Below are 23,247 nucleotides of genomic sequence, written 5' to 3' on the forward strand. Positions count from 1 at the left end.
TTTCAAGCTAAGTGATTGATTTTATTTGGAGGCGGGTACCGGAATCGAACCGGTCTTCACGGATTTGCAATCCGCTGCGTAACCTCTCCGCCAACCCGCCGGAGCCTTGCGTTTGCTAGGGTTTTCGGTTGATGGGGTCAAGGGGGTTATCACTCCGGTTATCACTTTCCTGTTCTGGTCCTGTTCCGTTCTGGGGTCAGGAGTGCTTGGCGCGGGCCTGTCTTGCCCGCATGATCTGCCGGGCTTCTCTGGCATACTTCCGCACCCGCGACCTGGCTGAAGCTTGTCTCGATAGAACTTACTTGCCGGAAAGCCGCTCAAGCTCGGGGAAGGGCTGCCACTGAACGTCCATGCGGTCGCAGACGGGGTGATCCAGGCTGCCGCCGGCAATCTTCCCGTTCCGGATTGGAATGCCAATGCTGTGCTGGCCGAGATAACGGCCCGATACGTCCTTGCTGTCCGCGCGGACGCAGACGCCTTGCAGTCCGTCGGGCAGGGTCGCCACATTGGATATCTCGGCATCACGGATCGAGCTGGGGTCGTAGACGAGCTCCTTGGCGCCGGCGACAATCTCTGCCTTCAAGGCGGGGCTGGGCGGCGTGGCGCGCGCAATGATGTCACTGTACTTGTCCGATGCGGCGCAAGCCGCAAGCAACAACGGCCCGACAATCAGAATCGCCTTGTTCCGCATGATCCACCCTCTCTTCAAACGCAGGCACAGGCTAGGAAGTCCGGGAGCGATGGACAAGCGATAACCGAAACTCGATTTGGTTCCCGCAAACCGCGCTGTGTTTAATGGCAGGTATGCAGCGTGCTGCGATCACTCTAGGAACGGCTGCGCTTGCGGTGGTGCAAGCGGGTGTCACGAGTTCCTGGTTTTTGTAGTTGGTCGGGCGGCCTGTGGTGGGGCCGCCCGACTATCGCGATCCCACCAGAGTCGCAAACTGAAGGCAGTGGCCAGAAGCCCCTTGGCCCCTCGCCGAAAACCCTAGGACGTGTTGCTAATGGGTTCCGCTGACTGATGCACTGTGATTCAGCTCTTCTCTCCGTGGGAAGATGATGCTTGGACGCCGACGCTGTTGACCGGCAGCACGTTTCCGGTCGCAACGGCGAGCTTTGCATTGGCGCTTTTCAACTTCGGCGGCATAGCGGGTTGCGTGGCGGCAGGATGGGCGATCGGTCGGTTCGGATCCCGCGCAGGGATGTTGAGCTTTACCGGAGCGGCCGCGCTGATCGCGGGCTTGATGCTGGCGACGCCATTCACGCCGGACAATCGGCGCGGCGGCCTTGGGCTCCGGTGCCGCATCGTTTTTCGGCGTCATTGCCGCCTGCCTTTCGATCACGCTTCTGGCGCTTATCCTGGTGAACCGGCATTCGGAGAGGGTATCGATGCAAAGCTCCTAGCGGAACTTTGAAAGAGTCAACTCTCGACCTGATTTGGGGAACATGATTCACCCCTCATCCGCGCCCGCCTGGCCTTGTTTGGAGCCTATCTATCCTCGGGCAGCAACAGGCCGCCGCGGGCGCGCAGGGCTTCGGCGACGCGGTCGGCGTCGTCAAGCGCGCCCAGGGTCAGCGGCAGGACGACCCGCCAGCCCGGGCGGTGCGGCGAGCGCGCGCGCCAGGCCAGGGCAAGCTGGCGCGCCTTGCCGATCAGGGCCGGGGTAAAGCGGATCACCAGGGGGATCGCGGCCTCGAGGATGGCGACGGGCAGGCCGATACGGCGCAGAGGCGCGAGCAGGCGGTGGATCGCCTCGCGCAGCGCCTCGAGGCTGGTGGTCATCGTCACCAGGTTGGCCAGCGCCACGGCCGAGAGGACGCGCAGCGCAAGGGCGAACCCGCCGGCCCAGTCCCCGGTCAGCCCGTGCCAGGCCAGCAGCACCAGGGCCAGCGGCCAGAGGGGGCGCAGTTGCCGCAGCCCGTGGCGCAGGAATATGCGGCCGGGCAGGGCGTAAAGCAGGACCACCCCCGCCAGCGCGGCGAGTTGCGGCCAGACCCCCGGCAACAGGAACAGGCCCGTGGTCGCCACGGTCAGCGCAGCCAGCTTGGCGCCGGCCGGCCAGTCCTGCGCCCGCGTCCTAACCGGCGAGGTCAGCGAGATCATCGGACGCGCCCTCCTCGATCATGCGGGCCTCGAACTCGGCCAGCAGCGCGGGGCCGCCTCGGGCGCGGATGCGGCCCCGGTCCAGCCAGCAGATGTCGCCATAGCCGGCCAGGTCGCGCGGCTCGTGCGAGATATGCAGGATGCGGGCGCCCGATGCGTCCAGGTGGCGCACCAGCTGCATCCGGGTCGGGATGTCGAGGCCCGCGAAGGGCTCGTCCAGGATCAGCCAGCGCGGCCGCATGGCCAGCACCGCCATCATGCACAGCAGGTGCTTTTGGCCCTGCGACAGCGCCTCGGTCGTGGCGTCCTGCCAATGCGCCTTGCCGAAGCGGTTCAGGGTCTCCAGCGCGCCCGCCCGCGCCTCGGCCCGGCCCTGGCCCAGCTGGCGCAGGCCAAAGGCCATTTCCTCGATCACGGTGGGAAAGATGATCTGGTGTTCGGGGTTCTGGAACAGGATGCCGACGGTCGCGATGGCTGCCCGGCGGTCCTGCCAGACATCGACCCCCGCGATGGTGACGCGGCCCTGGTCGGGCCGGATCAGCCCGCCCAGCACCCGTGCCAGCGTGCTTTTCCCCGAGCCGTTGCGGCCGATGATGCCGACCCGGGCCGCGTCCAGCCCGAGGTCGATGCCGGACAGGACGGCGCGCCCGGCGATGGCGTGGCTGACGCTCTCGATGCGGATGCCCCCCGGTTCTGCCATGCCGATCCCCCTGTTGGTCGCAGGGGTCTTTAGCATCTTTGCGGCGGCGGAACAGCGGGGCCGTGGGTCAGGGGCGCAGCAGGATCTTGCCCGCCTTGCCCGGCGCCAGCGAGGCACGCACCGCGTCCCCGATCCGGTCCAGCCCGAAGATGCCGCCGACCGGCAGGATCAGCGCCCCATCAGCGACCAGCCCGATCAACTCGCCCATAGCCGGGCCTTTCGTCCGCGGGCATCGCGGCGCTGACCTTGGCGCCCCAGAAGCCGCGCACCACCGCCTGCTTGAAGATCAGATCGCCCGAGGAAATCTCCATCGCGCCCCCGGTCATCGAGCCGAAGGACACCAGCAGCCCCTCATCCGCCAGCAGCGACAGCAGCGCGCCGGCAGCCTTGCCGCCGATGGAGTCGACCGCCGCCCGGATGGGCGCGCCCCCGGTCGCGGCCCGCACCCGGTCCGGCCAGTCGGCTCCTTCGGTCGACAGGGCGTCCAGGCCCAGGTCCTGCATCTCGGCCACGGCGGCGTCGCGCCGGACCAGGTTCAGGGCATGGATGCCGCGCGCGCGGGCCAGCATCGCGACAGCCTTGCCCACCGCGCCATTGGCCGCGTTCTGCACGAACCAGTCGCCCGGGCCCACGCCCAGGAACCCCAGCAGGGTGATGGCGCTGAAGGGCATGGCGATCAGTTGCGCGCCCTGTTCGTCGGTGATGGCGTCGGGCAGCGGCACCAGCCCCGCGGCCGGGGCCAGGGCGTATTCCGCCCAGGACCCGCGCAGCCCGGCTGCGGCGACGCGCTGGCCCAGGCGAAGCCCGGCGACGCCATCGCCCAGGGCGTCGACGACGCCCATGGCCTCGGATCCGCCGATGGCGGGCAGGGTGGGCTTGTAGCCATAGCTGCCGCGCACGGTCCAAAGGTCGTGGTTGTGGATCGGCGACAGGATCACGCGGATGCGGACCTGGCCCGGACCGGGTTCGGGCGTCGGGCCGTCGGCAAGTTTCAGAACGGCGGCGGGGTCGCCAAAGCTGTCATGGGTCGCGCTGCGCATCGTGTTTCCTTTCGTCAAGGCCTGCGTCCCGAAGGCGCTGGCCGCTTTCCGGGTCGAAACGATGCAGATGGGCAGGGTCGGGCATGACCGCAACCCGGTCGCCGCGTTGCGCGCGGGTCGTGCCGGGCAGACGCAGCGTGATCGCCACGTCGCTGCCGGCGATGGTGCCATAGCCGAAGGCATCCGCGCCCAGCCGCTCGACCGAGCGCAGGTCGACCGGGATGCCGCCATCCGCCTCGTGCAGATGCTCGGGGCGGATGCCCAGCCGCAGCGGGCCCGGCGGCAGGTCCAAGGCCAGGACATGACCGCCGGGCAGGGTCACGCCGCCCGTGCCCGCTTCGGCCGTCATGATGTTCATGGCAGGCGAGCCGATGAAGCCCGCGACGAACTCGGTCGCCGGACGCTCATAGACCTCAAGCGGGGTGGCGATCTGTTCGGCGACGCCCCTGTTCATCACGATCAGCCGGTCGGCCAGCGTCATCGCCTCGACCTGGTCATGGGTCACATACAGCGTGGTCTGCCCGGTGCGCAGGTGCATGTCCTTGATTTCCAGACGCATCTGCTCGCGCAGTTTCGCGTCCAGGTTCGACAGCGGCTCGTCCAGCAGCAGGGCGGCGGGATCGCGCACCAGCGCCCGGCCCATCGCGACGCGCTGGCGCTGGCCGCCCGACAGGGCGCGCGGCTTGCGGTCCAGATGGGTTCCATTCCCGCATCCCAGCCGGCATCGGTGACACGGCTGATCAGGTCGGGCGAGACCCTCAGGCCATAAAGCTCTTCCAGATGGGCCTGGATGTCGCGCACCGACAGCCCGGCGGCATAGAGCCCGATGATCTTGTCATCCACCCCGTCGATCCGGGTCTGGCCTTTCTTCACCAGCTCCGGCTCGAAACGGCCGTCCCGGGTGACGTCCTCGAGCCCCGCGACCATGCGCAGCAGCGTGGACTTGCCGCAGCCCGAGGCGCCGACGATGCACGAATTCGCCGTCCGCAATCTCGGCGCTGATGCCGTGGATCACCGGGGTGCCGGCATAGCTTTTGCGGACGTCGGTCAGGGTGATGCCAGCCATCTATTTCTCCGTCTCGACCAGGCCCTTGACGAACCAGCGCTGCATCAGCACCACCACCAGGATCGGCGGCAGGATGGCCAGCATCGAGGTGACCATGACCAGGTTCCAGGGCGTATCGGCATCGGCGAAGGAGATCATCTTCCTTAGCGCGATGACGATGGTGTTCATCTCGTTGGAATTGGTGACCAGCAGCGGCCACAGGTATTGCGTCCAGCCATAGATGAACTGGATGACGAAAATCGCCGCCACATTGGTCAGCGACAGGGGCCACAGGATGTCCTTGAAGAACCGCCAGGGCCCGGCGCCATCGACCCGCGCGGCCTCCAGCAGTTCGTCCGGGATGGTCATGAAGAACTGCCGGAACAGCAGCGTCGCGGTGGCCGAGGCGATCAGGGGCAGGATCAGCCCCGGATAGGTATCGATCAGGCCGAGGTCGACCATGACCTTGTAGGTCGGCTGGATGCGGACCTCGACCGGCAGCATCAGGGTGATGAAGATCAGCCAGAAACAGGCCATGCGCAGCCGAAAGCGGAAGAACACGATGGCATAGGCCGAGGCCATGGAAATCGCGATCTTTCCCAGCGCGATGCCCATCGCCACGATGGTGGTGTTCGCCAGCAGCCGCCACAGGCTGACGCCGCCGATCTTGGATATGCCGCCGGTGAAGGCGTCGTGATAGTTCGCCGCCGCCTGCGCCCCGGGCAGCAGCGGCAGCGGCGGGCGCAGGATGGTCTGGGTGCTGTGGGTCGAGGCGATGAAGACGTAATAGACCGGAAAGGCCACCACGATCACGCCCAGGATCATCCACAGATGGGCCAGGGCCCGTCCGGCGCCCTTGGGCGCAAGGGGCGTGGGCTCAGCCATAATGCACCCGCCGCTCGATGAAGCGGAATTGGAAGGCGGTCAGCGCGATCACGATCAGCATCAGGATCACCGATTGCGCGGCGCTGTCGCCCATGATGAGGTTCACGAACCCGTCGTTATAGACCTTGTAGACCAGCGTTTCGGTGGCCCGTCCCGGTCCCCCGCCGGTCACCGCATGGATGATGCCGAAGGTGTCGAACAGCGCATAGACGGTGTTGACGACCAGCAGGAAAAACGTCGTCGGCGCCAGCAGCGGAAAGACGATGGTCCAGAAGGCATGCCGGCGCGTGGCCCCGTCGATGGCCGCCGCCTCGAGCAGCGGGCGCGGGATGGCCTGCAGGCCGGCGACGAAGAACAGGAAGTTGTAGCTGATCTGTTTCCACACCGCTGCCGCCACCACCAGCGTCATGGCGTGATTGGCGTTCAGCAGCGGGTTCCAGTTGATGCCCATCTGCCGAAGCGGCCAGGCCAGCGTGCCGAAGCTGGGGTTGAACATGAACAGCCACAGCATCCCCGCGACGGCCGGGGCGACCGCATAGGGCCAGATCAGCAGCGTGCGGTAAAACCCCTTGCCGCGCACGATCTTTTCGGCCTGCACCGCCAGGAACAGCGCGATCGCCATGGCCAGAAAGGCGACCAGCGACGAAAACACCGCCGTCACCTGCAAGGCGTTCAGATAGGCCGGATCGGCCAGCACCTTGCGAAAGTTCGCCAGCCCCACGAAGGTCGTCTTCAGGCCAAAGGCATCTTCTCGCAGCATGGACTGGCGGAACGCCTGCGCCGCCGGCCAGTAGAAAAAGATCAGCGTGATCGCCAGCTGCGGCGCCAGCAAAAGCCAAGGCAGCAGCCTATGCGGAAAGACCGTCCGTCGCATCCGTCCCCCTGTCGCGATGGCGGGCGCGGCGCAGGCGCGCGCCCGCCGCCGGCCTCAGCCGCCCACGGCTTCCTTGATGGCGGCATTGCCGCGCTCGGCCGCGTTCTTCAGCGCGGTGGCTGCGTCCTGCTGGCCCGACAGCATCTTTTCATATTCCTCGTTCTGGATGTCGCGCAGCTGCGGCAGGTTCGGCGCGCGCACGCCCTTGGAGTTCTCGGTCGGGGGCTTGCCGGACATCTGCAGGATCGGCACCTCGCGCGCCGGGTTCTTGTCGTAAAAGCCCGAAGCCTTGGTCGCCTCATAGGCGGCCATCGTCACCGGCAGATAGCCCGACTGTTCGTGCAGATACTGCTGCACCGGGGTTTGCGACAGGTAGTTGAAGAAGGCAGCGACCCCCTTGTAGGTCTCGTCCGACTTGCCGCCCATCACCCATAGCGAGGCGCCGCCCGGCGTGGTGTTCTGTGGCGCGCCTTCGGCGGTCTCGTCATAGGGCAGCTGGCCGATGCCGTAGTTCATGCCCGATTTCACGATATCGCCCAGGCCGCCCGAGCTTTCGGTCAGGATGCCGCATTCGCCCGAGGTGAAGTTCTGCTTGGCCTCGCTGGTGCGGCCGCCATAGACGAAGACGCCCTCTTTCGCGAGATCCGCCAGTTCCTGGAAATGCTTGACGAACAGCGGCCCGTCGATCTTCAGCTCGGGCGTGCCGGCCAGGCCGTTTTCGTTCGTGGCCCAGCTGACGTTGTTCCAGGCGGCGAAATTCTCGGTATGGATCCAGGTCAGCCAGGTCGAGGTATAGCCGCAGGTCGCGGCGCCCGATTCCTTGATCTTGCGGGCGGCGGCCCAGACCTCGGCCCAGGTCTTGGGCGGGTTCTCGACGTCAAGGCCCGCCTTCTGGAAGATGTCCTTGTTGTAATACAGGATCGGCGACGAGGAGTTGTAGGGGAACGACAGCATCTCGCCCTCGGGGGTCGAGTAGTAGCCGACGATCCCGGCCAGATACTGGCCTTTGTCAAAGGTAAAGCCGCCCTCTTGCAGCACCTCGGCCACCGGCTTGATGGCACCCTGCGCGCCCATCATGACGCCGGTGCCCACGTCGAACACCTGGATGATGTCGGGGGCCTGGCCCGCGCGGAAGGCGGCGATGCCGGCGTTCAGGGTTTCGGGATAGGTGCCCTTGAAGACGGGCTTCACCTCGTATTCCGACTGGCTGGCGTTGAAGTCGCCGGCGATCTTGGCCACCACCTCGGCATTGGCGCCGGACATGGCGTGCCACCACGAGATTTCCGTCCTGGCCTCGGCCGTCAGCGGCAGGGTGGCCAGCCCCAGGGTCAAGATGGCTGCGGTTTTCATGGAAATCCCTCCGTTTGCTGTGTTCGGCGGATCGCGACCCGCGGGGCCCGGCAGACGGGGCCAAGGGCCGGATCCCCCCATCCGGCCGGGCAAGGTTGTCCGACCGGGCAGGGGCCTGTCAATTCGCAAAGCTTCGTGACAGCCCCGTGACCCTGGGGCGCAGAAACAAATTAAATTCCCGCATCCGAAACTTTCCCGCTTTGCCGTCCGTTGTCCCCTGCGCGGCGCAGCATCTGTCATAAGGAGAATAGCGAATGAATTCGATCATTTATCTGGTCGGTCTTGTGGTCGTCGTTCTGTTCATCCTCTCCATGCTGGGGTTGCGCTGATGGCCATTCGGGAAATCGAGGGTTCGGATCGCCCCTATGTGGACTGGGCGGCGGTCTTTGCCGGTACCGTGGTGGCGGTCGGCGTGGCGGTGGTGATGACGACCTTTGCCGCCGCGCTTGGCCTTGGTGCGGTTTCCGTGGACGAGGACGGCGGCGTCAGCTGGACCTGGCTGGTCGTGACGGCGCTGTTCGTGCTGGTGTCGATGATCGCGGCCCATGCCTTGGGCGGCTATATCGCCGGCCGGTGCGCCGCCCCATCGGCTCGGGCGGGCGCGATGAAGTCACGGTCCGCGACGGCATCAACGGCCTGACCGTCTGGGGGCTGGGCATGGTCGTCTCTGCGGTCATGGCGGGTTCGATCATCGGCGGCGGCGTCAGGGCCGCCGGCGGCGCGGTCCAGACGGCGGTCGAGGCGACCGGCTCGGCCATCGGCGGCGTGGCGCAGGGCGCCGGCCAGCTTGCGGGCGGTGTCGTCTCGGGCGCGGGTCAGGCCATCGGCGGCGCGGCGCAGGGTGCTGGTCAGGCGGCGGCCCCGGCGCTTCAGGACATGATGCCCGACGGCATGGGCAATCCGCTGGACTACATCACCGACACGCTGCTGCGGCCCGACGGGCAAAGCCCCGGCCAGACCCTGCAGCAGGACGCCGAGGCGCAGATGTCGGCCGACCAGCGCCAGCTTGTGGGCATCCTGGCCAATGTCGTCCGCACGGGCGAGATCCCGGACGAGGACCGCGACTGGCTACGCCAGCAGGTCGCCCTGCGCACCGGCCTTTCGGAAACCGAGGTCGATGCCCGCGTCAACCAGGCCGTCGAGCGCGCCCAGGCGATCCGCGCCGAGGCCGAGCAGCGCCTGAACGAGGTCCGTGCCGAGGCCGAGCGCCTGAAGACCGAGGCGCAGGCCCGTCTGGACGAGGCCCGCGACAAGGCGGCCGAGGCTGCCGAAACCGCGCGCATCACCGGCATCCTGTCGGCCTTCCTGCTGGCGGCGGCGTCGCTGATCGCGGCTGCTGCGGCCTATATGGCGGCGGTTCGTGGCGGACGCGACCGCGACGACGGCCGGGTCTGGGGTGGCCTCGCCTGGCGCGAGTGACACGGCCCTGGAAACCAGGCTTCGGGGGCGCTTCGGCGCCCCTTTCGTTTGCGGGCTTGCCTGACCGGCGGGCTTTCTGCCAGCGTGAGGCGGCGAAAGGAGCCCCCATGCAACCCACCCCCAGATGCCGCAAATCCCCTGGGCCGCAATGACGCCCTTTGGCTTTTCCCTGCCTGGCCGGGTGATCTTCGGCCGGGGCGAGGCGGGCCGCGCGCCCGGCCTGATCGGCGCCTTGGGCAACCGGGGCGTGCTGGTCCATGGGGCGGACGCATCCCGCGCGGCCTGGCTGGTGGACGGCTTGCGGGCGCAGGGCGCGGCCGTCCTGGCGGTATCCTGCGGGGCCGAGCCGAGCCTGCCGATGCTGCGGGACGCGCTTGACCGTGCCCGCTCGCAGGGGGCCGACTGGGTCTGCGGGCTGGGCGGCGGGTCCGCGCTGGACATGGCCAAGGCTCTGGCCGCGCTGATCCCGGCGCCGGGCGGCATCATGGACCATCTGGAGGTCGTGGGGCGCGGCCTGCCGCTGCGCGTGCCGCCCTTGCCCTGCGTCGCCATTCCGACCACCGCCGGAACCGGGGCCGAAGCCACGCGCAATGCGGTGATCGGGCTGCCGGATCACGGCCGCAAGGTCTCGATCCGGGACGAGGGCATGCTGCCGCGCCTGGCCATCGTGGACCCCGCGCTGACCGATGGATGCCCGCGCGGGGTGACGCTGGCCTCGGGGCTGGATGCGCTGGCGCAGGTGATCGAGCCATGGCTGTCCTGCAAGGCGACGCCGCTGACCGACGCGCTGGCGGGTCCCGCGATCCTGCCGGGGCTTCAGGCGCTGATGCGGCTGATGCAAGCCGAGGACCCCGAGGCGCGCGACCGCATGGCCTGGCCAGCCTGTGCGGCGGCATCGCGCTGGCGAATGGCGGGCTTGGCGCGGTCCACGGGCCGCGGGCGTCATCGGCGGACTGACCGGCGCGGCGCATGGCGCGATCTGCGGCGCGCTGCTGGGCCCGGTGCTGGACATGAACCGGCGGCTGCCGGCGACATGCCGCGTCTTGCCCGGCTGCGGGCGGATCTGGCCCCGGCGCTGGCCTGCCCGCCCGACGCGGTGCCCGTGGCCCTGGCGGACTGGGCCCGCGCCCAGGGTCTGCCCGGGCTTGCCGCCCTGGGGCTGGACCCCGCCCGCCACCAGGCCGTGGCCGAGGCGGCGCTGACGAGTTCCTCGATGCGCGGCAATCCCGTGACGCCCGGCATCGGGGATCTGGTGGCGGCCCTGAGCGCCGCCGCCTGATGCCTTGGCGCGCTAAGGCACGGTGCGAAAAGAAATTGATCCTTCCCGCTGTTCGCCTTTCGCCCAGCCCGCTATAGACCGACCAGGCCGCGCGACGCGGAGATGGAATATTCGCGACCCGGTCCGAAAGCGGCATCGGCATGTCGCAAAACCTCCAGGCGGGAGGGTGGACCTTGCGGCTAATGGCCGGGTCGGTCCCGGCGGGGGAAACAGGAAACCGGCAGCCCGTGGCGCGATGCGGCGGGCGCCGCCAGCGGATGGGGTTCGGATGGACGAAGCGAGGGAATGGAACATGGCGGCATCGCTGATCGACGGGAAGTCCTTTGCGTCTGGCTTGCGGGGTCGGGTTGCCGATGCGGTTTCGGGGCTTGCGGCGCGGGGGATCGTGCCGGGGTTGGCGGTTGTTCTGGTGGGCGAGGACCCGGCCTCGGCGGTCTATGTCAGGAACAAGGGCGTCCAGACGCGCGAGGCGGGCATGGCCTCGTGGGAGCACAGGCTGCCGGCCGAGACGGCGCAGGCGGATCTGCTGGCGCTGATCGAGACGCTGAACCATGACCCGGCGGTGCACGGCATCCTGGTGCAGCTGCCGCTGCCCGGGCACATGGACGCCGAGGCGGTGATCAACGCCATCGACCCCGCCAAGGACGTGGACGGGTTCACCATCGGCAACGTGGGCCTTCTGGGCACCGGGCAAAGGGCGATGGTGCCCTGCACGCCCCTGGGCTGCATCATGCTGCTCAAGGACCGGCTGGGCGATCTTTCCGGGCTGAACGCCGTGGTGGTCGGGCGCTCGAACATCGTCGGCAAGCCGATGGCGCAGCTTCTGCTGGCCGAGAACTGCACGGTGACCATCGCCCATTCGCGCACCCGCGACCTGGCGGCGGTCTGCCGCGGCGCCGACATCCTGGTCGCCGCCGTCGGCCGGCCGCGGATGATCCGGGGCGACTGGATCAAGCGTGGGGCCACGGTGATCGACGTCGGCATCAACCGCATCGCTGAGGACGGCCGCACCCGGCTGGTCGGCGACGTGGATTTCGACAGCGCGGCCCGGGTCGCCGGCGCCATCACCCCGGTGCCGGGGGGCGTCGGGCCGATGACCATCGCCTGCCTGCTGGCCAACACGCTGACCGCCTGCTGCCGGGCGAACGGGCTGGCCGAGCCCGATCTGACCGGGGCCGCGTGAGCCTGCGGCGGGGGCGGGGGCGCTGCCCCCACGCCCGTGCCGGGCGTCCCCCCGGGGTATTTGACAAACAGTGAAAGCCGGGCCGGCGCGTGCCGCGGCGACATGACAGTGGAGAGAGCCCGATGACCAAGTATTGCCTGACCGTCACCTGCCCCTCGACCCGGGGGATCGTGGCCGCGATCTCGACCGCGCTGGCCGAGCAGGGCTGCAACATCGTCGATTCGAGCCAGTTCGACGATGTCGAGACCGGCCGCTTCTTCATGCGCGTGAGCTTTGTCTCCGAGGAGGGCACCGGGCTCGCGGCGCTGCAGCAAAGCCTGGCGCCCGCGGCGCAGGCCTTCGGCATGGACTATGCCTTCCACGACGAGGCCGAGAAGATGAAGGTCGTGATCATGGTCTCGCGCTTCGGGCATTGCCTGAACGACCTTCTCTACCGCTGGCGCATCGGCGCGCTGCCGATCGAGATCGTGGCGGTGATCTCGAACCACATGGACTATCAGAAGGTGGTGGTGAACCACGACATCCCGTTCCACATGATCCGCGTCACCAAGGAGAACAAGCCCGAGGCCGAGGCGCGCATCCTGGCGGTGGTCGAGGAGACCGGGGCCGAGCTGATCGTGCTGGCGCGCTACATGCAGGTCTTGTCGGACGCGATGTGCCAGAGGATGTCGGGCCGGATCATCAACATCCACCATTCGTTCCTGCCCAGCTTCAAGGGCGCCAACCCCTACAAGCAGGCCTTCGAGCGCGGCGTGAAGCTGATCGGGGCGACCAGCCACTATGTGACCGCCGACCTGGACGAGGGCCCGATCATCGAGCAGGACACCATCCGCGTGACCCACGCCCAGTCGCCCGAGGATTACGTGAGCCTTGGCCGCGACGTGGAAAGCCAGGTGCTGGCGCGTGCCATCCACGCCCACATCCACCGCCGCGTGTTCCTGAACGGCAACAAGACCGTCGTCTTCCCCGCATCGCCGGGAAGCTACGCCTCCGAGCGCATGGGCTGAAAAGGACGGGGGGCGGCCACCGAGCCGCCCCGCACCCCGGCTTCTTTCGTGGTCAAATATCCCCGCCGGAGGCGGAACCGGGGCCTTGATCCCCCCGCCGCGAAAGCGCCGAATCGATGCTGCGCGCATAGCGCACCAGAGGCGGACGCAAGCCATGGGTCAGCAGCGTCCTGCGCATCTCGCGGCTCGCCCCCGTCAGCCACAGCGTCACCCCTTGGCGCTGCGCTTTGTGCGCCAGGCCCTCGATCATCTTCGCACCGCTCGAGTCGAGGAACGGCACGGCGGTGAAATCCACAACCAGCGTGCGGGCGCCATCCTGGATATTGTCGAGCACCGAGCCGATGCTGGCGCTGGCGCCAAAGAACAGCGCCCCCGAAATGCGATAGACCACGGCATCCTGCGGCTGCGGCCTGTCGGCGGCCCTCGGGCCATCCGGGCGGTCCTCGCTGACAAAGCCGTGCTGGCTGCGCACCTCGGTCGCCCTGCTCATGCGCTGGATGAAGACCAGCGAGCCAAGCGCCAGGCCGACGACGATCGCCTCGGTCAGGTCGCGAAAGATCGTCAGGGCGAAGGTCACCGCCAGCACCGCCGCCTCGCCCCGGCCCGAGCGCAGCAGGATGGCGATGGCCGGCTTTTCGACCATGTTCCAGGCCACCACCGCCAGCACGCCCGCCAGCGCCGCCAGCGGGATGTAGGAGGCGAGCGGCGCCGCGACCAGCATGAAGGCCAGCAGGAAAACCGCATGCAGCATCCCCGCGACCGGGCCATGCGCGCCCGAGCGCACGTTCGTCGCGGTCCGCGCGATGGTGCCGGTCACGCAGAGACCGCCGAACAGCGCCGAGCCCATGTTCGCCACGCCCTGCGCCACCAGTTCGCAGTTCGAGCGGTGGCGCCGGCCGGTCATGCCGTCGGCCACCACCGCCGACAGGAGCGATTCGATGGCGCCCAGCAGCGTCAGCGACAGGGCCGAGGGCAGCAGCGTCACGATCCGCTGCACCGAAAGATCCGGCAGGGCCGGCGCCGGCAGGGTCGATGGGATGCCGCCGAACTTGCTGCCGATGGTCGTGACCTCAAGGCCGCTGACGCCCACCAGCGCCGCGGCCAGGGCAACCGCGATCAGCATCCCCGGCCAATGCGGCCGCCACCGCCGCAGCGCCAGGATCACCGTCACCGTCCCGAGCGCCAGCGCGGGGGCGGCCGGCGTGACGGTCCCCCGTGCCGACCACAGCGCGGCGAGCTTCGGGATCAGCTCCCCCGGTTCGTGGTCAAGGCTCAGGCCCAGCATCTCGCGGATCTGGCTGGCCAGGATGATGACGGCGATGCCGGCGGTAAAGCCGACCGTGACCGGAAAGGGGATGAACTTGACGAAGGTGCCCAGCCGCAGCAGCCCCATCGCGGCCAGCATCATTCCCGACAGGAATGTGGCCAGGATCAGCCCGTCCATGCCGTGCTGCGCGACGATGGCCGCGACCAGCACGATGAAGGCGCCCGCCGGCCCCCCGATCTGATAGCGCGAGCCGCCGAGCGCCGAGACCAGGAAGCCGCCGACGATGGCGGTGTAAAGCCCCTGCGCCGGGGTCGCGCCCGAGGCGATGGCGATCGCCATGGACAGCGGCAGGGCGACGATGGCGACGGTCAGGCCGGCCATGGCATCCGCCCGCAGCTGCGCCAGGCCATAACCTTCGCGCAGGACGGTCACGAGTTTCGGGGTGAACAGGGGGGCAAGGCCGGCAGGGGCCGGGGTCGCCATCTGGGTCATGTGGGGCCGCACCTTCGGTTCGGAAGGCGGCGGGATCGTCGAAGCCGGCGGTCTCCGTCGCGGGTTGCAGGATCAGGGGTCGGATTTCAGCCGCACGCCGCGCCCGCCCGAGGGGCTGGGGACGCCGTCGCCGATCAGTTCGATACCGGCGGCATTGAGCGCCTCGACCACGCGGGTCAGGCTTTCGACGACGCCGCGGACATTGCCGTCGCTGGCCTCCATCCGCTGGATGGTGGGGACGGACAGGCCCGCCATCTCGGCCAGCTGCTTCTGGTCGATGCCCAGCAGGGCGCGGGCCGCGCGCATCTGCGCCGATGTCATCATGGCTGATTCCCGAACCTTGATGATGCATGTCTAGCATGGTGATTATGATATTTCAAACATCACCTCCGGGACATGAAAAAGGCCCCCGCTCGCGGGGGCCTTCTGGTGGTGGACCGGGTGGATCAGAAGTCCATCGTCAGGCTCAAGGTGACGGTGCGGCCGGGGGCGTAAAGCGGCTGCACGCCGCGCGCGTCAAACTGCACATAGCTGGAGCGTTCGGAGTAGGTCCGGTCGAAGACGTTATCGATGCCCAGATGCACCACGACGTTTTCGTAGTTCTGGGGCCGCCATTCGCCGTAAAGGTTCAGGACCGTATAGCTGGGCGCGTCCGAGAACCCGGCCTCGGTCAGGTAGTCGCCCGACAGCTTGTTGGCCCATTCCACCGTCGCGCCGACCTTGGCGTTGTATTGTGCAATCTCCTGGTCGACATACAGGGTGGCGACCTGGCCGACCGGCACCGCCGTGCCGCCGTTGGGCAGCCTGTCTTCGCCGCCCTGGGTCACGTCCGCCTTGGTGAAGCTGCCGCCGACGCGGCCGCTGCCCCAGCTGTAGGCGCCTTGCAGGGTAAAGCCCTTGCTGCGGTATTCCTCGACATTGCCCAGATAGGGCGCGCTTTCATCCTCGGGGAACACCAACTCGCCCATGTCCTTCAGCCGGGTGTCGAAGAAGGTCAGGTTGCCGGACCAGTTGCCCCGGTCGGCGTTCAGGCCCAGCTTGATGTTGCGGGCGCTGGAGGTCTCGTAATCGTCGGCGACGTAAAGGTCCGAGCTGCGCGCGTGCAGCAGCGCGTATTCGCCGAAGGTGTAGCCCAGCCAGGTATGCGAGGCGCCGGCAAAGACCTCGAAGCCCTCGGCGAACTCATACGAGACCGTGCCGTTCACGCTGGCCCCGGTGTCCGAGTGGCGGTTGCCGTTGAAGTCGGTATAGCGGTGGTGGTCCAGCCGCAGGCCGGTCGACAGGTCGATGCCGTTGTCGAATTCGAAGCGGCCCTGGACGAAGGCGCCGATCTGCATCGTGTCCATGGTCCAGTAGCGACGATCGGTGTCGCCGTAGTTGTCGATGTCGTAATCGTCATAGGCCCAGTCGACGCCCGCGGTGATCTTGCCTTGGCCCAGCGTGTAGGTGTTCTGCAGCTTGCCGCCGATGGTCTGGTTTTCCAGGTTCATGTCGCCGTTGATCGGGCGAACGCCCGTGCATCGTGCGGGCGCTCGTACTTGTTGCGGCTGAGCAAAGACCATCGCATCGGGGCCCAAGCGTCGGTGGGTGCGGTCGAGCTGTATTTCAGCGTCAGCGTATCGCGCGAGACCTTCAGCGGATAGACGCCGCGATCCACTGGCCGGGTCGGGCTGACAGGATACAGGTCCATGTTCATCTTGATGGTGCGGTCGCCATCGTCCTCGGTATGGTCATAGGCCAGTTCGACACGCCGGCCGTCCTGTTCGTAGCCCAGCTTGACCAGGCCGCCGCGCAGGGCAGGTTCGGTCCCGTCCATCTCGAGCCCGTTGCCGGCCTCGTAGTTCTTGCCGTCGGTGCCGTGGATCATCGCGAACCAGTCGAAGCCCTCGTAAAGGCCATAGCCCGCCAGTGAGCCCGAGACGCCGCGCCCGTTCGTGCCCCAGGACAGGGCCGCGCGACCGCCCTGCGTGCGCCCGTCGGTCAGAAGGTCGCGCGCGCCCACGGTTTCATAGCGCACCGCACCGGCGGCGGCGCCGAAACCGGCATCGGCGGCGGCGGCGCCGGCCTCGACCTCGACCGACTTCAGGAAGGCCGGGTCGATCACATTCGATCCGGTGTGGTGCCAGCTGGTCGGGCCCTGCGGCACGCCATCGACGCTGACCGCCAGGTTCGACTGCTCCAGCCCAAAGACGTGGATGCGCTTGGACGGGCCCGCGCCGCCCGAGACGGTGATCGCCGAATCGCGGGAAAACAGTTCGGACACGTCCGCCGGCTGCAGGATTTCCAGATCCTCGGCGGTGACGCTGATGCCGCCGGTCGCCTCGACGTTCTCCTGCCCGTCCGCAACCAGCGTCAGGGGCTGCAGGGTGATCGCTTCGGCCGGAGTTTCCTGTGCGGAAAGCGCTGTGCCCAAGGCAAGCGAAGAGACGCTCGCCAATGCAAGAATGCGGCGAAATTTCATGGGTTTGCCTGTGTCTAAGTTCCGTTCGCGGCGAATTATAGAAAGGCCGGGTATTATGACAAGTATTTTACTAAGGTATTTTGGTTTTGTCTGCGTGGACGCTGCCCCCCTGTTGCGCCGATGCCGCAGTTGTCGCCATTTCCGTCAGCCGGGGAACGTGACGGCGTGCCGAATCGGGGGCTGGCGCGGCGTGCGGCTTTGGGGTTAAGCCTCGGCATCGCCAATCCAGCCCGGGGGCTTCATGAGCATCCATCTTTATCAGAACGACCTGCCCGAGGATCTGGACCTGGGCCCGGTCGTCGCCATCGACACCGAGACGATGGGCCTGGACGCACGCCGCGACCGGCTGTGCCTGGTGCAGCTGTCCTCGGGCGACGGAGAGGCGCATCTGGTCCAGATCGCGCGCGGCCAGCGCAGCGCGCCGAACCTGTGCCGGATGCTGACCGACCCCCAGGTGCTGAAGCTGTTCCATTTCGGCCGCTTCGACATTGCCGCGCTCGAGGCAGCCTTCGGCGTCGTCACCGCCCCGGTCTGGTGCACCAAGATCGCCAGCAAGATGATCCGCACCTTCACCGACCGGCACGGGCTGAAGTATCTGCTGAGCGAACTGGTCGGCGTCGATGTCTCGAAACAGCAGCAGACCAGCGACTGGGGCGCGGCCGAGCTGACGGACGCCCAGCTGGAATACGCGGCCTCGGACGTGCTGTATCTGCACCGGCTGAAGGCCGAACTGGAAAAGCGTCTGGAACGCGAGGGCCGCACCGGCCTCGCGCAGGCCTGTTTCGATTTCCTGCCCGCCCGTGCCCATCTGGACCTGATGGGCTGGGGGGATGAAAACGACATCTTCCACCACTAGATGACCGCCATGAGCGCCTATCTCGACACCGCCCGCCGGGTGATCCGAACCGAAATCGACGGGCTTCAGGCCCTGGCCGCGGGGCTGGACGACAGCTTCGACCGTGCCATCGAAATCATCCTGGCGGCGCGGGGGCGGGTCGTCGTCTCGGGCATGGGCAAGTCGGGCCATGTCGGGCGCAAGATCGCGGCGACGCTCGCCTCGACCGGGACGCCCGCACAATTCGTCCATCCGGGAGAGGCGAGCCACGGCGACCTGGGCATGGTCACCGAAAACGACGTGGCGCTGGTCCTGTCCAATTCCGGCGAGACGCCCGAACTGGCCGACCTGATCGCCCACACCCGGCGCTTTTCCATCCCGCTGATCGGGGTCGCCTCGCGCCCCGGATCGACCCTGCTGCGGCAGTCCGACGTGGCGCTGGTCCTGCCCGCCGCGCCCGAGGCCTGCGGATCGGGGATCGTGCCGACCACCTCGACCACCATGACCATGGCGCTTGGCGACGCGCTGGCCATCGCGCTGATGGAGCACCGCAAGTTCACGCCGGAACATTTCCGCACCTTCCATCCCGGCGGCAAGCTGGGGGCCAAGCTGTCGCGCGTGGGCGACCTGATGCACCGCGACATTCCCCTGGTCGCCGAAGGCGCGCCCATGTCCGAGGCCCTGCTGGTCATCAGCCAGAAAGGCTTTGGCGTGACCGGCGTCACCGATGCGCAGGGCGCGCTTTCGGGCATCATCACCGACGGCGACCTGCGGCGGCACATGCAGGGGCTGCTGGACCTGCGGGCCGAACAGGTGATGACGCGGGGCCCGCGCACCATCTCGCCCGACAAGCTGGCTGAAGAGGCGCTGGCGCAGATGCAGGACCGCAAGATCACCAGCCTGTTCGCGGTCGAGGGCGACCGTCCCGTCGGGCTGCTGCACATCCACGACTTCCTGCGCACCGGGATGGTCTAGGCCATGCTGCGGTCGCGCATCGTGGCCTGGCTGCGGGTGATCCTGCCCCTGACGGCGCTGGGGCTTTTGTCGGTGCTGTTCCTGCTGGGGCGCGGGCCCGAGCCGGACGCGACCATCCCCTATGCCACGGTCGATCCGCAGGACCTGGCCGAACGGCAGGCGATCACCAATCCGACCTATACCGGCGTCACCAGCAGCGGGGCGCAGCTGACCATCTCGGGGAACGAGGCGGTGCCGGGGCCGGAACGCGGTGACGGAAGCCTCAGCAATGTGCGCATGACGCTGCGCGCGGCGGACGGGCGGGCGGCCGACGTGACGGCGGGGACGGCGCAATTCGTCGACGGCACCGCGACCCTGTCCGACGGGGTGCGGCTGACCACGGCCGACGGCTGGGTGGTGACCGCGCCCGAGTTCCGCGCCCTGACCGGCGAGGGGGTGGTCAGCGCCGACCGGCAGGTCGATGTCCGCGCGCCCTTTGGCGATCTGACCGCCGGCGCCATGGAATTGCGCCCGCAATCACCGGGCAAGGCCGATCACGTTCTTGATTTGAAGGGCGGAGTCCGGTTGATATACCGCCCATGACCGCGGCACCCCGGCCGGGGCGCCCTGCGGCAGAAAGGATTCGCGCGATGACCCGGCTTGGCCTGCTGCCTCTTATCCTTTGGCTTGCGCTGGGGCAGGCGGCGCTGGCGCAAAGCAGCGGCTTTGGCAATGCCCAGGACGTCAAGCAGCCGGTCGAGGTGACGGCCGACCAGTTGCAGGTGGACCAGCGTACGGGCCTTGCGGTCTTTACCGGCAACGTGCTGATCGGCCAGGGCGGGATGCGGCTGTCGGCCGACAAGGTGACCGTGACCTATGCCCAGGGCAATGCGCAGCGCATCAGCGCGCTCAAGGCCGAAGGCAACGTGACCCTGTCCAGCGGTAGCGACGCGGCCGAGGCCCGGACCGCCGACTACAATGTCGAGCGCGGCACCGTCATCCTGACCGGCGACGTGCTGCTGACCCAGGGCGCCAATGTGCTGGCGGGCCAGACCGTGACGGTCGACCTGGCCACCGGCACCGCGCAGGCCCAGGGCCGGGTGCGCAGCGTCCTGCAACCGGAGAGCCAGTGATGTCGGACCCCGTTCCCGCCGGCCTGCGCGTGCGCGGGCTGCGCAAATCCTATCGCAACCGGCCCGTCATCCGCGACGTGGCGCTGGGGCTGGACCGGGGCGAGGTGGTGGCGCTGCTGGGGCCGAACGGCTCGGGCAAGACGACCTGCTTTTACGCGTGGCCGGCCTGGTCGCACCCGATTCGGGACGGTCAGATCGACGGCCGCGACGCCACGCGCCTGCCGATGTATCGCCGCGCGCAGATGGGCATCGGCTATCTGCCGCAGGAGATGTCGATCTTTCGCGGGCTGTCGGTCGAACAGAACATCCTGGCCGTGCTGGAACTGGTCTGCCGCGACGCCCACCACCGGCGCGAGCAGCTGGAAACCCTGCTGGGCGAGTTCTCGATCGAGCACCTGCGCAATGCCTCGGCCATGGCGCTGTCGGGGGGCGAACGGCGTCGGGTGGAAATCGCCCGCTGCCTGGCGGCCAATCCGTCCTATCTGCTGCTGGACGAACCCTTCGCCGGCGTCGACCCCATCGCCGTGGGCGAAATCCGGGGCCTGGTCCACGACCTGAAAAGCCGGGGCATCGGCGTGCTCATCACCGACCACAACGTGCGCGAGACGCTCGAGATCGTGGACCGCGCCTATATCCTGCACGACGGCCATGTGCTGAAATCGGGCACCACCGCCGAAATCGTGGACGATCCGCAGGTCCGGCGCGTCTATCTGGGCGAAACCTTCCGCATGAACTGATGCGGCCTGGCGTCGCGGCAGGAAACCAGTTCCCCCGGCGCCGGTTGACAGAAGGGTCGCGCTGTCACCAAATGGATACAGGACGGGCAGCACGAACCCGCCCGACAACCCGGACGGCATCGCCGCGAGGGCGGCGTGACGTAACGGCCGGACAATGAAAGGACGGACCAACATGCGCTATCAGATCAGCGGAAAACAGATCGACGTCGGGGATGCTCTCTCGACGCATGTAAAGACCCAGCTGGGCGAGACGATCGACAAGTATTCGCAGCGCCCCACCGATGCCACGGTCATCTTTTCGCGGAACGCGCATGAATTCATCTGCGACGCCGTCGTGCACCTGTCCACCGGCCTGAACGTCCAGGCCAAGGGCGCCTCGACCGAGATCTATGCCGCTTTCGAACAGTGCAAGGAACGGATGGACAAGCAGCTGCGCCGCTACAAGCGCCGGCTCAAGGATCACCACAAGGACCGGGTGGAGCCGGTTGCCTTCGAGGCTGCGGGAATGTATGTGCTGGCCGCCGACGAGGACGAATGGGAAACGCAGGACGATCGCCTGCAACCCATGATCATCGCCGAGATGGAGACGCGGGTTCCCACCCTGTCCGTCGGCGAGGCGGTGATGCAGATGGAGCTGGCGGGCACGCCGCTTCTGGTGTTCCGCAACGAAAAGCACGGGGGCGTCAACGTGGTCCATCGGCGTGACGATGGCAACGTGGGCTGGATAGACCCCCGCAATCTGGGTTAGACTGCAGGACGAGCAGTCTTGTTGAACACGATGTCCCGGTCATGTCGACATGGCCGGGACTTGGATAATTTCGGGCGATATGCAGATCAGCGACATCCTCTCTCCCGCCGCCGTGCGGACGATGACCCAGAGCACCAGCAAGAAGCGGTTGTTCCAGGAAATCGCCGAACAGGCTCGGGCCATCTATGGCGTCGATGCCACCCATACCCTGGATGCGTTGCAGGAACGCGAATCGCTGGGTCCGACCGGGGTCGGCCACGGTGTGGCGCTGCCCCATGCCCGGCTGCACGGGCTGGACCGGGTGGTGGGGCTTTTCCTGCGGCTCGAGAAGCCGCTGGACTTCGACGCGGTGGACCGCCAGCCGGTGGACCTGATCTTTGCTCTGCTCGCACCCAAGAATTCGGGCGTCGACCACCTCAAGGCACTGGCGCTGGTGTCGCGCACGCTGCGCGACAGCGAATTGCGCAGCAAGCTGAGGGCGAACGACGACCCGGTGGCGCTGCATGCGATGCTGTCCGCCGCCCCGGGCATCAAGGCCGCCTGAGGGGTGAAATCCTCGCCGCGATGCGCTATATTGGCCTTCCCTTGAGGGAGGGTTGATGATGACCAGACATATCGCAGACAAGTCCCACGACGAAAGCGCCGGCCGCCTTCGGCACTATCTTCGCCACGAACGCGAGGAGGCGGTTCATCCCGCCATTCTGGCCCTGCGCGCCCGCCCGCGCGAGGCGGCGTTGCCCGCCAGCCGAGCGCGCAACCGAAATGCCCGCATCGAACGCGGGCATCGGGTCTAGGGCGATGGCCGGCTCCGCCAGGGCGCGGGGCCGGCCATCCCGTCAGGCGCGGACCAGCGCCTCATAGGTTTCGGCGATCTTGCGCGTGACCGGGCCGACCTGGAAATGCCAGTCCTCGCCGATCTGGGCCACGGGCGTCACCTCGGCTGCGGTGCCGGTCAGGAAGCACTCCTGGAACTCCTTGACCTCGTCGGGCGTGATGCGGCGTTCGTGGACGGTCACACCCTGATCCTTCAGCAGCTGCACGATGGTCTGGCGCGTGATGCCGTTCAGGAAGCGGTCGGCCAGGGGCGTGTGGACCTCGCCGTCCTTGACGAAGAAGACGTTGGCACCGGTCGCCTCGGCGACATAGCCCTCCCAGTCCATGAACAGCGCGTCCGAGCACCCCTTGGCCTCGGCCGCGTGCTTGGACATGGTGCAGATCATGTAAAGGCCGGCAGCCTTGGCGGCGGTCGGGATGGTTTCCGGGCTGGGCCGCTTCCACTTGGCGATGTCCAGTTTCGCGCCCTGCCATTTCGCGTCGCCGTAATAGCTGCCCCATTCCCAGGCCGCGACCGCCATGCGCACGGGGTTGCGCGCCGCCGAGACGCCCATGTCCGGGCCCGAGCCGCGCCACATCACCGCGCGGACATAGGCATCGGTGAAGCCGTTGGCGTTCAGCACCGCTTCCTTGGCGGCATCGATTTCCTCGGCGGTATAGGGCGATGCCATGTCCAGCAGCCGGGCCGATTCGATCAGCCGCAGCGAATGTTCATGGCCCTTGAAGATCTTGCCATTGTAGCACCGCTCGCCTTCGAACACCGAGCTTGCATAGTGCAGCGCATGGGTCAGGATGTGGACATTGGCTTCGCGCCAGTCCACCAGTTCGCCATCCATCCAGATTTTGCCGTCACGATCGTCGTAAGCGCCTGCCATTTTTCCCTCCGGCCGGTCTGTTTTT

General features: G+C 67.7%; 27 protein-coding genes, 1 tRNA gene and 1 pseudogene. 14 read left to right on the top strand and 15 right to left on the bottom strand.

Annotation, left to right across the window (positions count from 1 at the left end; all coding sequences use genetic code 11):
• Positions 1–26: 26 nt before the first annotated feature.
• Together DPM13_RS09825 and DPM13_RS09835 are read right to left on the bottom strand one after the other, a co-directional pair.
• Positions 27–100: transfer RNA gene (locus DPM13_RS09825), tRNA-Cys, on the bottom strand.
• A 198-nt stretch (positions 101–298) separates the two neighbouring features.
• Positions 299–691, bottom strand: coding sequence for a hypothetical protein (locus tag DPM13_RS09835; RefSeq protein WP_112888746.1), 393 nt, complete (start codon positions 689–691; stop codon positions 299–301).
• A 337-nt stretch (positions 692–1,028) separates the two neighbouring features.
• Between DPM13_RS09835 and DPM13_RS19770 the strand changes: the two genes are divergently transcribed.
• Positions 1,029–1,415, top strand: a complete 387-nt coding sequence (locus DPM13_RS19770; protein ID WP_145963357.1) for a hypothetical protein — start codon at positions 1,029–1,031, stop codon at positions 1,413–1,415.
• Between the two features lie 74 nt (positions 1,416–1,489).
• Here the strand turns inward: DPM13_RS19770 and DPM13_RS09840 are convergent, their stop codons facing one another.
• From DPM13_RS09840 to ugpB, 8 genes and pseudogenes are all read right to left on the bottom strand, one after another.
• Positions 1,490–2,104, bottom strand: a complete 615-nt coding sequence (locus tag DPM13_RS09840; protein ID WP_112887940.1) for an energy-coupling factor transporter transmembrane component T family protein — start codon at positions 2,102–2,104, stop codon at positions 1,490–1,492.
• Complete coding sequence (locus tag DPM13_RS09845; RefSeq protein WP_028720516.1) at positions 2,079–2,804, bottom strand: energy-coupling factor ABC transporter ATP-binding protein; 726 nt, start codon at positions 2,802–2,804, stop codon at positions 2,079–2,081. Before DPM13_RS09845 ends, DPM13_RS09840 begins: the two co-directional genes overlap by 26 nt.
• Before the next feature lie 67 nt (positions 2,805–2,871).
• Positions 2,872–3,012 carry a hypothetical protein gene (locus DPM13_RS26000; RefSeq protein ID WP_317616267.1) on the bottom strand — a complete coding sequence of 47 codons (141 nt, stop codon included), beginning with the start codon at positions 3,010–3,012 and terminating at the stop codon, positions 2,872–2,874.
• Positions 2,984–3,844, bottom strand: a complete 861-nt coding sequence (locus DPM13_RS09850; RefSeq protein WP_317616269.1) for a zinc-binding dehydrogenase — start codon at positions 3,842–3,844, stop codon at positions 2,984–2,986. The genes DPM13_RS26000 and DPM13_RS09850 overlap by 29 nt, the downstream gene beginning before the upstream one ends.
• A pseudogene (locus DPM13_RS09855) lies at positions 3,825–4,910 on the bottom strand (ATP-binding cassette domain-containing protein). Before DPM13_RS09855 ends, DPM13_RS09850 begins: the two are co-directional and overlap by 20 nt.
• Positions 4,911–5,774: a sn-glycerol-3-phosphate ABC transporter permease UgpE gene (gene ugpE / locus DPM13_RS09870; protein ID WP_112887941.1), complete on the bottom strand. Its 864-nt coding sequence runs from the start codon at positions 5,772–5,774 to the stop codon at positions 4,911–4,913.
• Positions 5,767–6,648 carry a sn-glycerol-3-phosphate ABC transporter permease UgpA gene (gene ugpA / locus DPM13_RS09875; protein ID WP_112887942.1) on the bottom strand — a complete coding sequence of 294 codons (882 nt, stop codon included), beginning with the start codon at positions 6,646–6,648 and terminating at the stop codon, positions 5,767–5,769. The genes ugpE and ugpA overlap by 8 nt, the downstream gene beginning before the upstream one ends.
• A gap of 54 nt (positions 6,649–6,702) precedes the next feature.
• Positions 6,703–7,998, bottom strand: a complete 1,296-nt coding sequence (gene ugpB, locus DPM13_RS09880; protein ID WP_112887943.1) for a sn-glycerol-3-phosphate ABC transporter substrate-binding protein UgpB — start codon at positions 7,996–7,998, stop codon at positions 6,703–6,705.
• Between the two features lie 328 nt (positions 7,999–8,326).
• Here ugpB and DPM13_RS23000 point away from each other — a divergent pair, with 328 nt between their 5' ends.
• From DPM13_RS23000 to purU, 5 genes are all read left to right on the top strand, one after another.
• Positions 8,327–8,638: a hypothetical protein gene (locus tag DPM13_RS23000; protein ID WP_223251929.1), complete on the top strand. Its 312-nt coding sequence runs from the start codon at positions 8,327–8,329 to the stop codon at positions 8,636–8,638.
• Complete coding sequence (locus DPM13_RS09885; protein ID WP_223251930.1) at positions 8,572–9,417, top strand: hypothetical protein; 846 nt, start codon at positions 8,572–8,574, stop codon at positions 9,415–9,417. Before DPM13_RS23000 ends, DPM13_RS09885 begins: the two co-directional genes overlap by 67 nt.
• A 124-nt stretch (positions 9,418–9,541) precedes the next feature.
• Complete coding sequence (locus tag DPM13_RS09890; protein ID WP_112887944.1) at positions 9,542–10,696, top strand: iron-containing alcohol dehydrogenase; 1,155 nt, start codon at positions 9,542–9,544, stop codon at positions 10,694–10,696.
• 292 nt (positions 10,697–10,988) lie between these two features.
• On the top strand, positions 10,989–11,879 hold the full coding sequence (gene folD / locus DPM13_RS09895) for a bifunctional methylenetetrahydrofolate dehydrogenase/methenyltetrahydrofolate cyclohydrolase FolD (RefSeq protein ID WP_112888747.1): 891 nt from the start codon (positions 10,989–10,991) through the stop codon (positions 11,877–11,879).
• Positions 11,880–12,001: 122 nt separating this feature from the next.
• The gene (gene purU / locus DPM13_RS09900) at positions 12,002–12,886 is read left to right on the top strand and encodes a formyltetrahydrofolate deformylase (RefSeq protein WP_112887945.1); all 885 of its coding nucleotides are present in this window, start codon (positions 12,002–12,004) and stop codon (positions 12,884–12,886) included.
• A 52-nt stretch (positions 12,887–12,938) separates the two neighbouring features.
• Here purU and DPM13_RS09905 read toward each other — a convergent pair whose 3' ends face one another.
• From DPM13_RS09905 to DPM13_RS23010, 4 genes are all read right to left on the bottom strand, one after another.
• Complete coding sequence (locus DPM13_RS09905) at positions 12,939–14,645, bottom strand: SulP family inorganic anion transporter (protein WP_112887946.1); 1,707 nt, start codon at positions 14,643–14,645, stop codon at positions 12,939–12,941.
• A 72-nt stretch (positions 14,646–14,717) separates the two neighbouring features.
• The gene (locus DPM13_RS09910; RefSeq protein ID WP_028721298.1) at positions 14,718–14,969 is read right to left on the bottom strand and encodes a helix-turn-helix domain-containing protein; all 252 of its coding nucleotides are present in this window, start codon (positions 14,967–14,969) and stop codon (positions 14,718–14,720) included.
• Positions 14,970–15,091: 122 nt separating this feature from the next.
• Entirely contained in the window at positions 15,092–16,135 is a 1,044-nt protein-coding gene (locus DPM13_RS23005) for a TonB-dependent receptor domain-containing protein (protein ID WP_262983100.1), read from the bottom strand.
• Positions 16,132–17,058: a TonB-dependent receptor plug domain-containing protein gene (locus tag DPM13_RS23010; RefSeq protein ID WP_223251932.1), complete on the bottom strand. Its 927-nt coding sequence runs from the start codon at positions 17,056–17,058 to the stop codon at positions 16,132–16,134. The genes DPM13_RS23005 and DPM13_RS23010 overlap by 4 nt, the downstream gene beginning before the upstream one ends.
• A 289-nt stretch (positions 17,059–17,347) precedes the next feature.
• Between DPM13_RS23010 and DPM13_RS09920 the strand changes: the two genes are divergently transcribed.
• From DPM13_RS09920 to DPM13_RS09955, 8 genes are all read left to right on the top strand, one after another.
• Positions 17,348–17,962 carry a ribonuclease D gene (locus DPM13_RS09920; RefSeq protein ID WP_099648543.1) on the top strand — a complete coding sequence of 205 codons (615 nt, stop codon included), beginning with the start codon at positions 17,348–17,350 and terminating at the stop codon, positions 17,960–17,962.
• 9 nt (positions 17,963–17,971) lie between these two features.
• A complete protein-coding gene (locus tag DPM13_RS09925) occupies positions 17,972–18,916 on the top strand; it encodes a KpsF/GutQ family sugar-phosphate isomerase (RefSeq protein ID WP_099650043.1) in 945 nt (314 codons plus the stop codon).
• 3 nt (positions 18,917–18,919) lie between these two features.
• Positions 18,920–19,498: an LPS export ABC transporter periplasmic protein LptC gene (locus DPM13_RS09930; protein WP_112887947.1), complete on the top strand. Its 579-nt coding sequence runs from the start codon at positions 18,920–18,922 to the stop codon at positions 19,496–19,498.
• A 47-nt stretch (positions 19,499–19,545) separates the two neighbouring features.
• Entirely contained in the window at positions 19,546–20,028 is a 483-nt protein-coding gene (lptA, locus tag DPM13_RS09935) for a lipopolysaccharide transport periplasmic protein LptA (protein ID WP_028721293.1), read from the top strand.
• Positions 20,028–20,765: an LPS export ABC transporter ATP-binding protein gene (gene lptB / locus DPM13_RS09940; protein WP_112887948.1), complete on the top strand. Its 738-nt coding sequence runs from the start codon at positions 20,028–20,030 to the stop codon at positions 20,763–20,765. Before lptA ends, lptB begins: the two co-directional genes overlap by 1 nt.
• Positions 20,766–20,937: 172 nt before the next feature.
• Entirely contained in the window at positions 20,938–21,513 is a 576-nt protein-coding gene (gene hpf / locus DPM13_RS09945; protein ID WP_028721291.1) for a ribosome hibernation-promoting factor, HPF/YfiA family, read from the top strand.
• Positions 21,514–21,592: 79 nt separating this feature from the next.
• Positions 21,593–22,057, top strand: coding sequence for a PTS sugar transporter subunit IIA (locus tag DPM13_RS09950; protein ID WP_028721290.1), 465 nt, complete (start codon positions 21,593–21,595; stop codon positions 22,055–22,057).
• Positions 22,058–22,115: 58 nt separating this feature from the next.
• Positions 22,116–22,307, top strand: a complete 192-nt coding sequence (locus DPM13_RS09955) for a hypothetical protein (RefSeq protein ID WP_112888748.1) — start codon at positions 22,116–22,118, stop codon at positions 22,305–22,307.
• 42 nt (positions 22,308–22,349) lie between these two features.
• Here DPM13_RS09955 and DPM13_RS09960 read toward each other — a convergent pair whose 3' ends face one another.
• Positions 22,350–23,222 (bottom strand): branched-chain amino acid aminotransferase, encoded by an 873-nt coding sequence (locus DPM13_RS09960; RefSeq protein ID WP_080621592.1) that lies wholly within the window; start codon positions 23,220–23,222, stop codon positions 22,350–22,352.
• Between the last annotated feature and the right edge of the window lie 25 nt (positions 23,223–23,247).

Source organism: Paracoccus mutanolyticus, assembly GCF_003285265.1.
GTDB classification, from domain to species: Bacteria; Pseudomonadota; Alphaproteobacteria; order Rhodobacterales; family Rhodobacteraceae; genus Paracoccus; species Paracoccus yeei.

Excerpts from the sequence above, each read along its gene's own strand:
- DPM13_RS09835 (WP_112888746.1), bottom strand. The coding sequence starts at position 691 with ATGCGGAACAAGGCGATTCTGATTGTCGGGCCGTTGTTGCTTGCGGCT.
- DPM13_RS09840 (WP_112887940.1), bottom strand. The coding sequence starts at position 2,104 with ATGATCTCGCTGACCTCGCCGGTTAGGACGCGGGCGCAGGACTGGCCG.
- DPM13_RS09845 (WP_028720516.1), bottom strand. The coding sequence starts at position 2,804 with ATGGCAGAACCGGGGGGCATCCGCATCGAGAGCGTCAGCCACGCCATC.
- DPM13_RS26000 (WP_317616267.1), bottom strand. The coding sequence starts at position 3,012 with ATGGGCGAGTTGATCGGGCTGGTCGCTGATGGGGCGCTGATCCTGCCG.
- DPM13_RS09850 (WP_317616269.1), bottom strand. The coding sequence starts at position 3,844 with ATGCGCAGCGCGACCCATGACAGCTTTGGCGACCCCGCCGCCGTTCTG.
- ugpE (WP_112887941.1), bottom strand. The coding sequence starts at position 5,774 with ATGGCTGAGCCCACGCCCCTTGCGCCCAAGGGCGCCGGACGGGCCCTG.
- ugpA (WP_112887942.1), bottom strand. The coding sequence starts at position 6,648 with ATGCGACGGACGGTCTTTCCGCATAGGCTGCTGCCTTGGCTTTTGCTG.
- ugpB (WP_112887943.1), bottom strand. The coding sequence starts at position 7,998 with ATGAAAACCGCAGCCATCTTGACCCTGGGGCTGGCCACCCTGCCGCTG.
- DPM13_RS23000 (WP_223251929.1), top strand. The coding sequence starts at position 8,327 with ATGGCCATTCGGGAAATCGAGGGTTCGGATCGCCCCTATGTGGACTGG.
- DPM13_RS09890 (WP_112887944.1), top strand. The coding sequence starts at position 9,542 with ATGCCGCAAATCCCCTGGGCCGCAATGACGCCCTTTGGCTTTTCCCTG.
- folD (WP_112888747.1), top strand. The coding sequence starts at position 10,989 with ATGGCGGCATCGCTGATCGACGGGAAGTCCTTTGCGTCTGGCTTGCGG.
- purU (WP_112887945.1), top strand. The coding sequence starts at position 12,002 with ATGACCAAGTATTGCCTGACCGTCACCTGCCCCTCGACCCGGGGGATC.
- DPM13_RS09905 (WP_112887946.1), bottom strand. The coding sequence starts at position 14,645 with ATGACCCAGATGGCGACCCCGGCCCCTGCCGGCCTTGCCCCCCTGTTC.
- DPM13_RS09910 (WP_028721298.1), bottom strand. The coding sequence starts at position 14,969 with ATGATGACATCGGCGCAGATGCGCGCGGCCCGCGCCCTGCTGGGCATC.
- DPM13_RS23005 (WP_262983100.1), bottom strand. The coding sequence starts at position 16,135 with ATGAACCTGGAAAACCAGACCATCGGCGGCAAGCTGCAGAACACCTAC.
- DPM13_RS09920 (WP_099648543.1), top strand. The coding sequence starts at position 17,348 with ATGAGCATCCATCTTTATCAGAACGACCTGCCCGAGGATCTGGACCTG.
- DPM13_RS09925 (WP_099650043.1), top strand. The coding sequence starts at position 17,972 with ATGAGCGCCTATCTCGACACCGCCCGCCGGGTGATCCGAACCGAAATC.
- DPM13_RS09930 (WP_112887947.1), top strand. The coding sequence starts at position 18,920 with ATGCTGCGGTCGCGCATCGTGGCCTGGCTGCGGGTGATCCTGCCCCTG.
- lptA (WP_028721293.1), top strand. The coding sequence starts at position 19,546 with ATGACCCGGCTTGGCCTGCTGCCTCTTATCCTTTGGCTTGCGCTGGGG.
- lptB (WP_112887948.1), top strand. The coding sequence starts at position 20,028 with ATGTCGGACCCCGTTCCCGCCGGCCTGCGCGTGCGCGGGCTGCGCAAA.
- hpf (WP_028721291.1), top strand. The coding sequence starts at position 20,938 with ATGCGCTATCAGATCAGCGGAAAACAGATCGACGTCGGGGATGCTCTC.
- DPM13_RS09950 (WP_028721290.1), top strand. The coding sequence starts at position 21,593 with ATGCAGATCAGCGACATCCTCTCTCCCGCCGCCGTGCGGACGATGACC.
- DPM13_RS09955 (WP_112888748.1), top strand. The coding sequence starts at position 22,116 with ATGACCAGACATATCGCAGACAAGTCCCACGACGAAAGCGCCGGCCGC.
- DPM13_RS09960 (WP_080621592.1), bottom strand. The coding sequence starts at position 23,222 with ATGGCAGGCGCTTACGACGATCGTGACGGCAAAATCTGGATGGATGGC.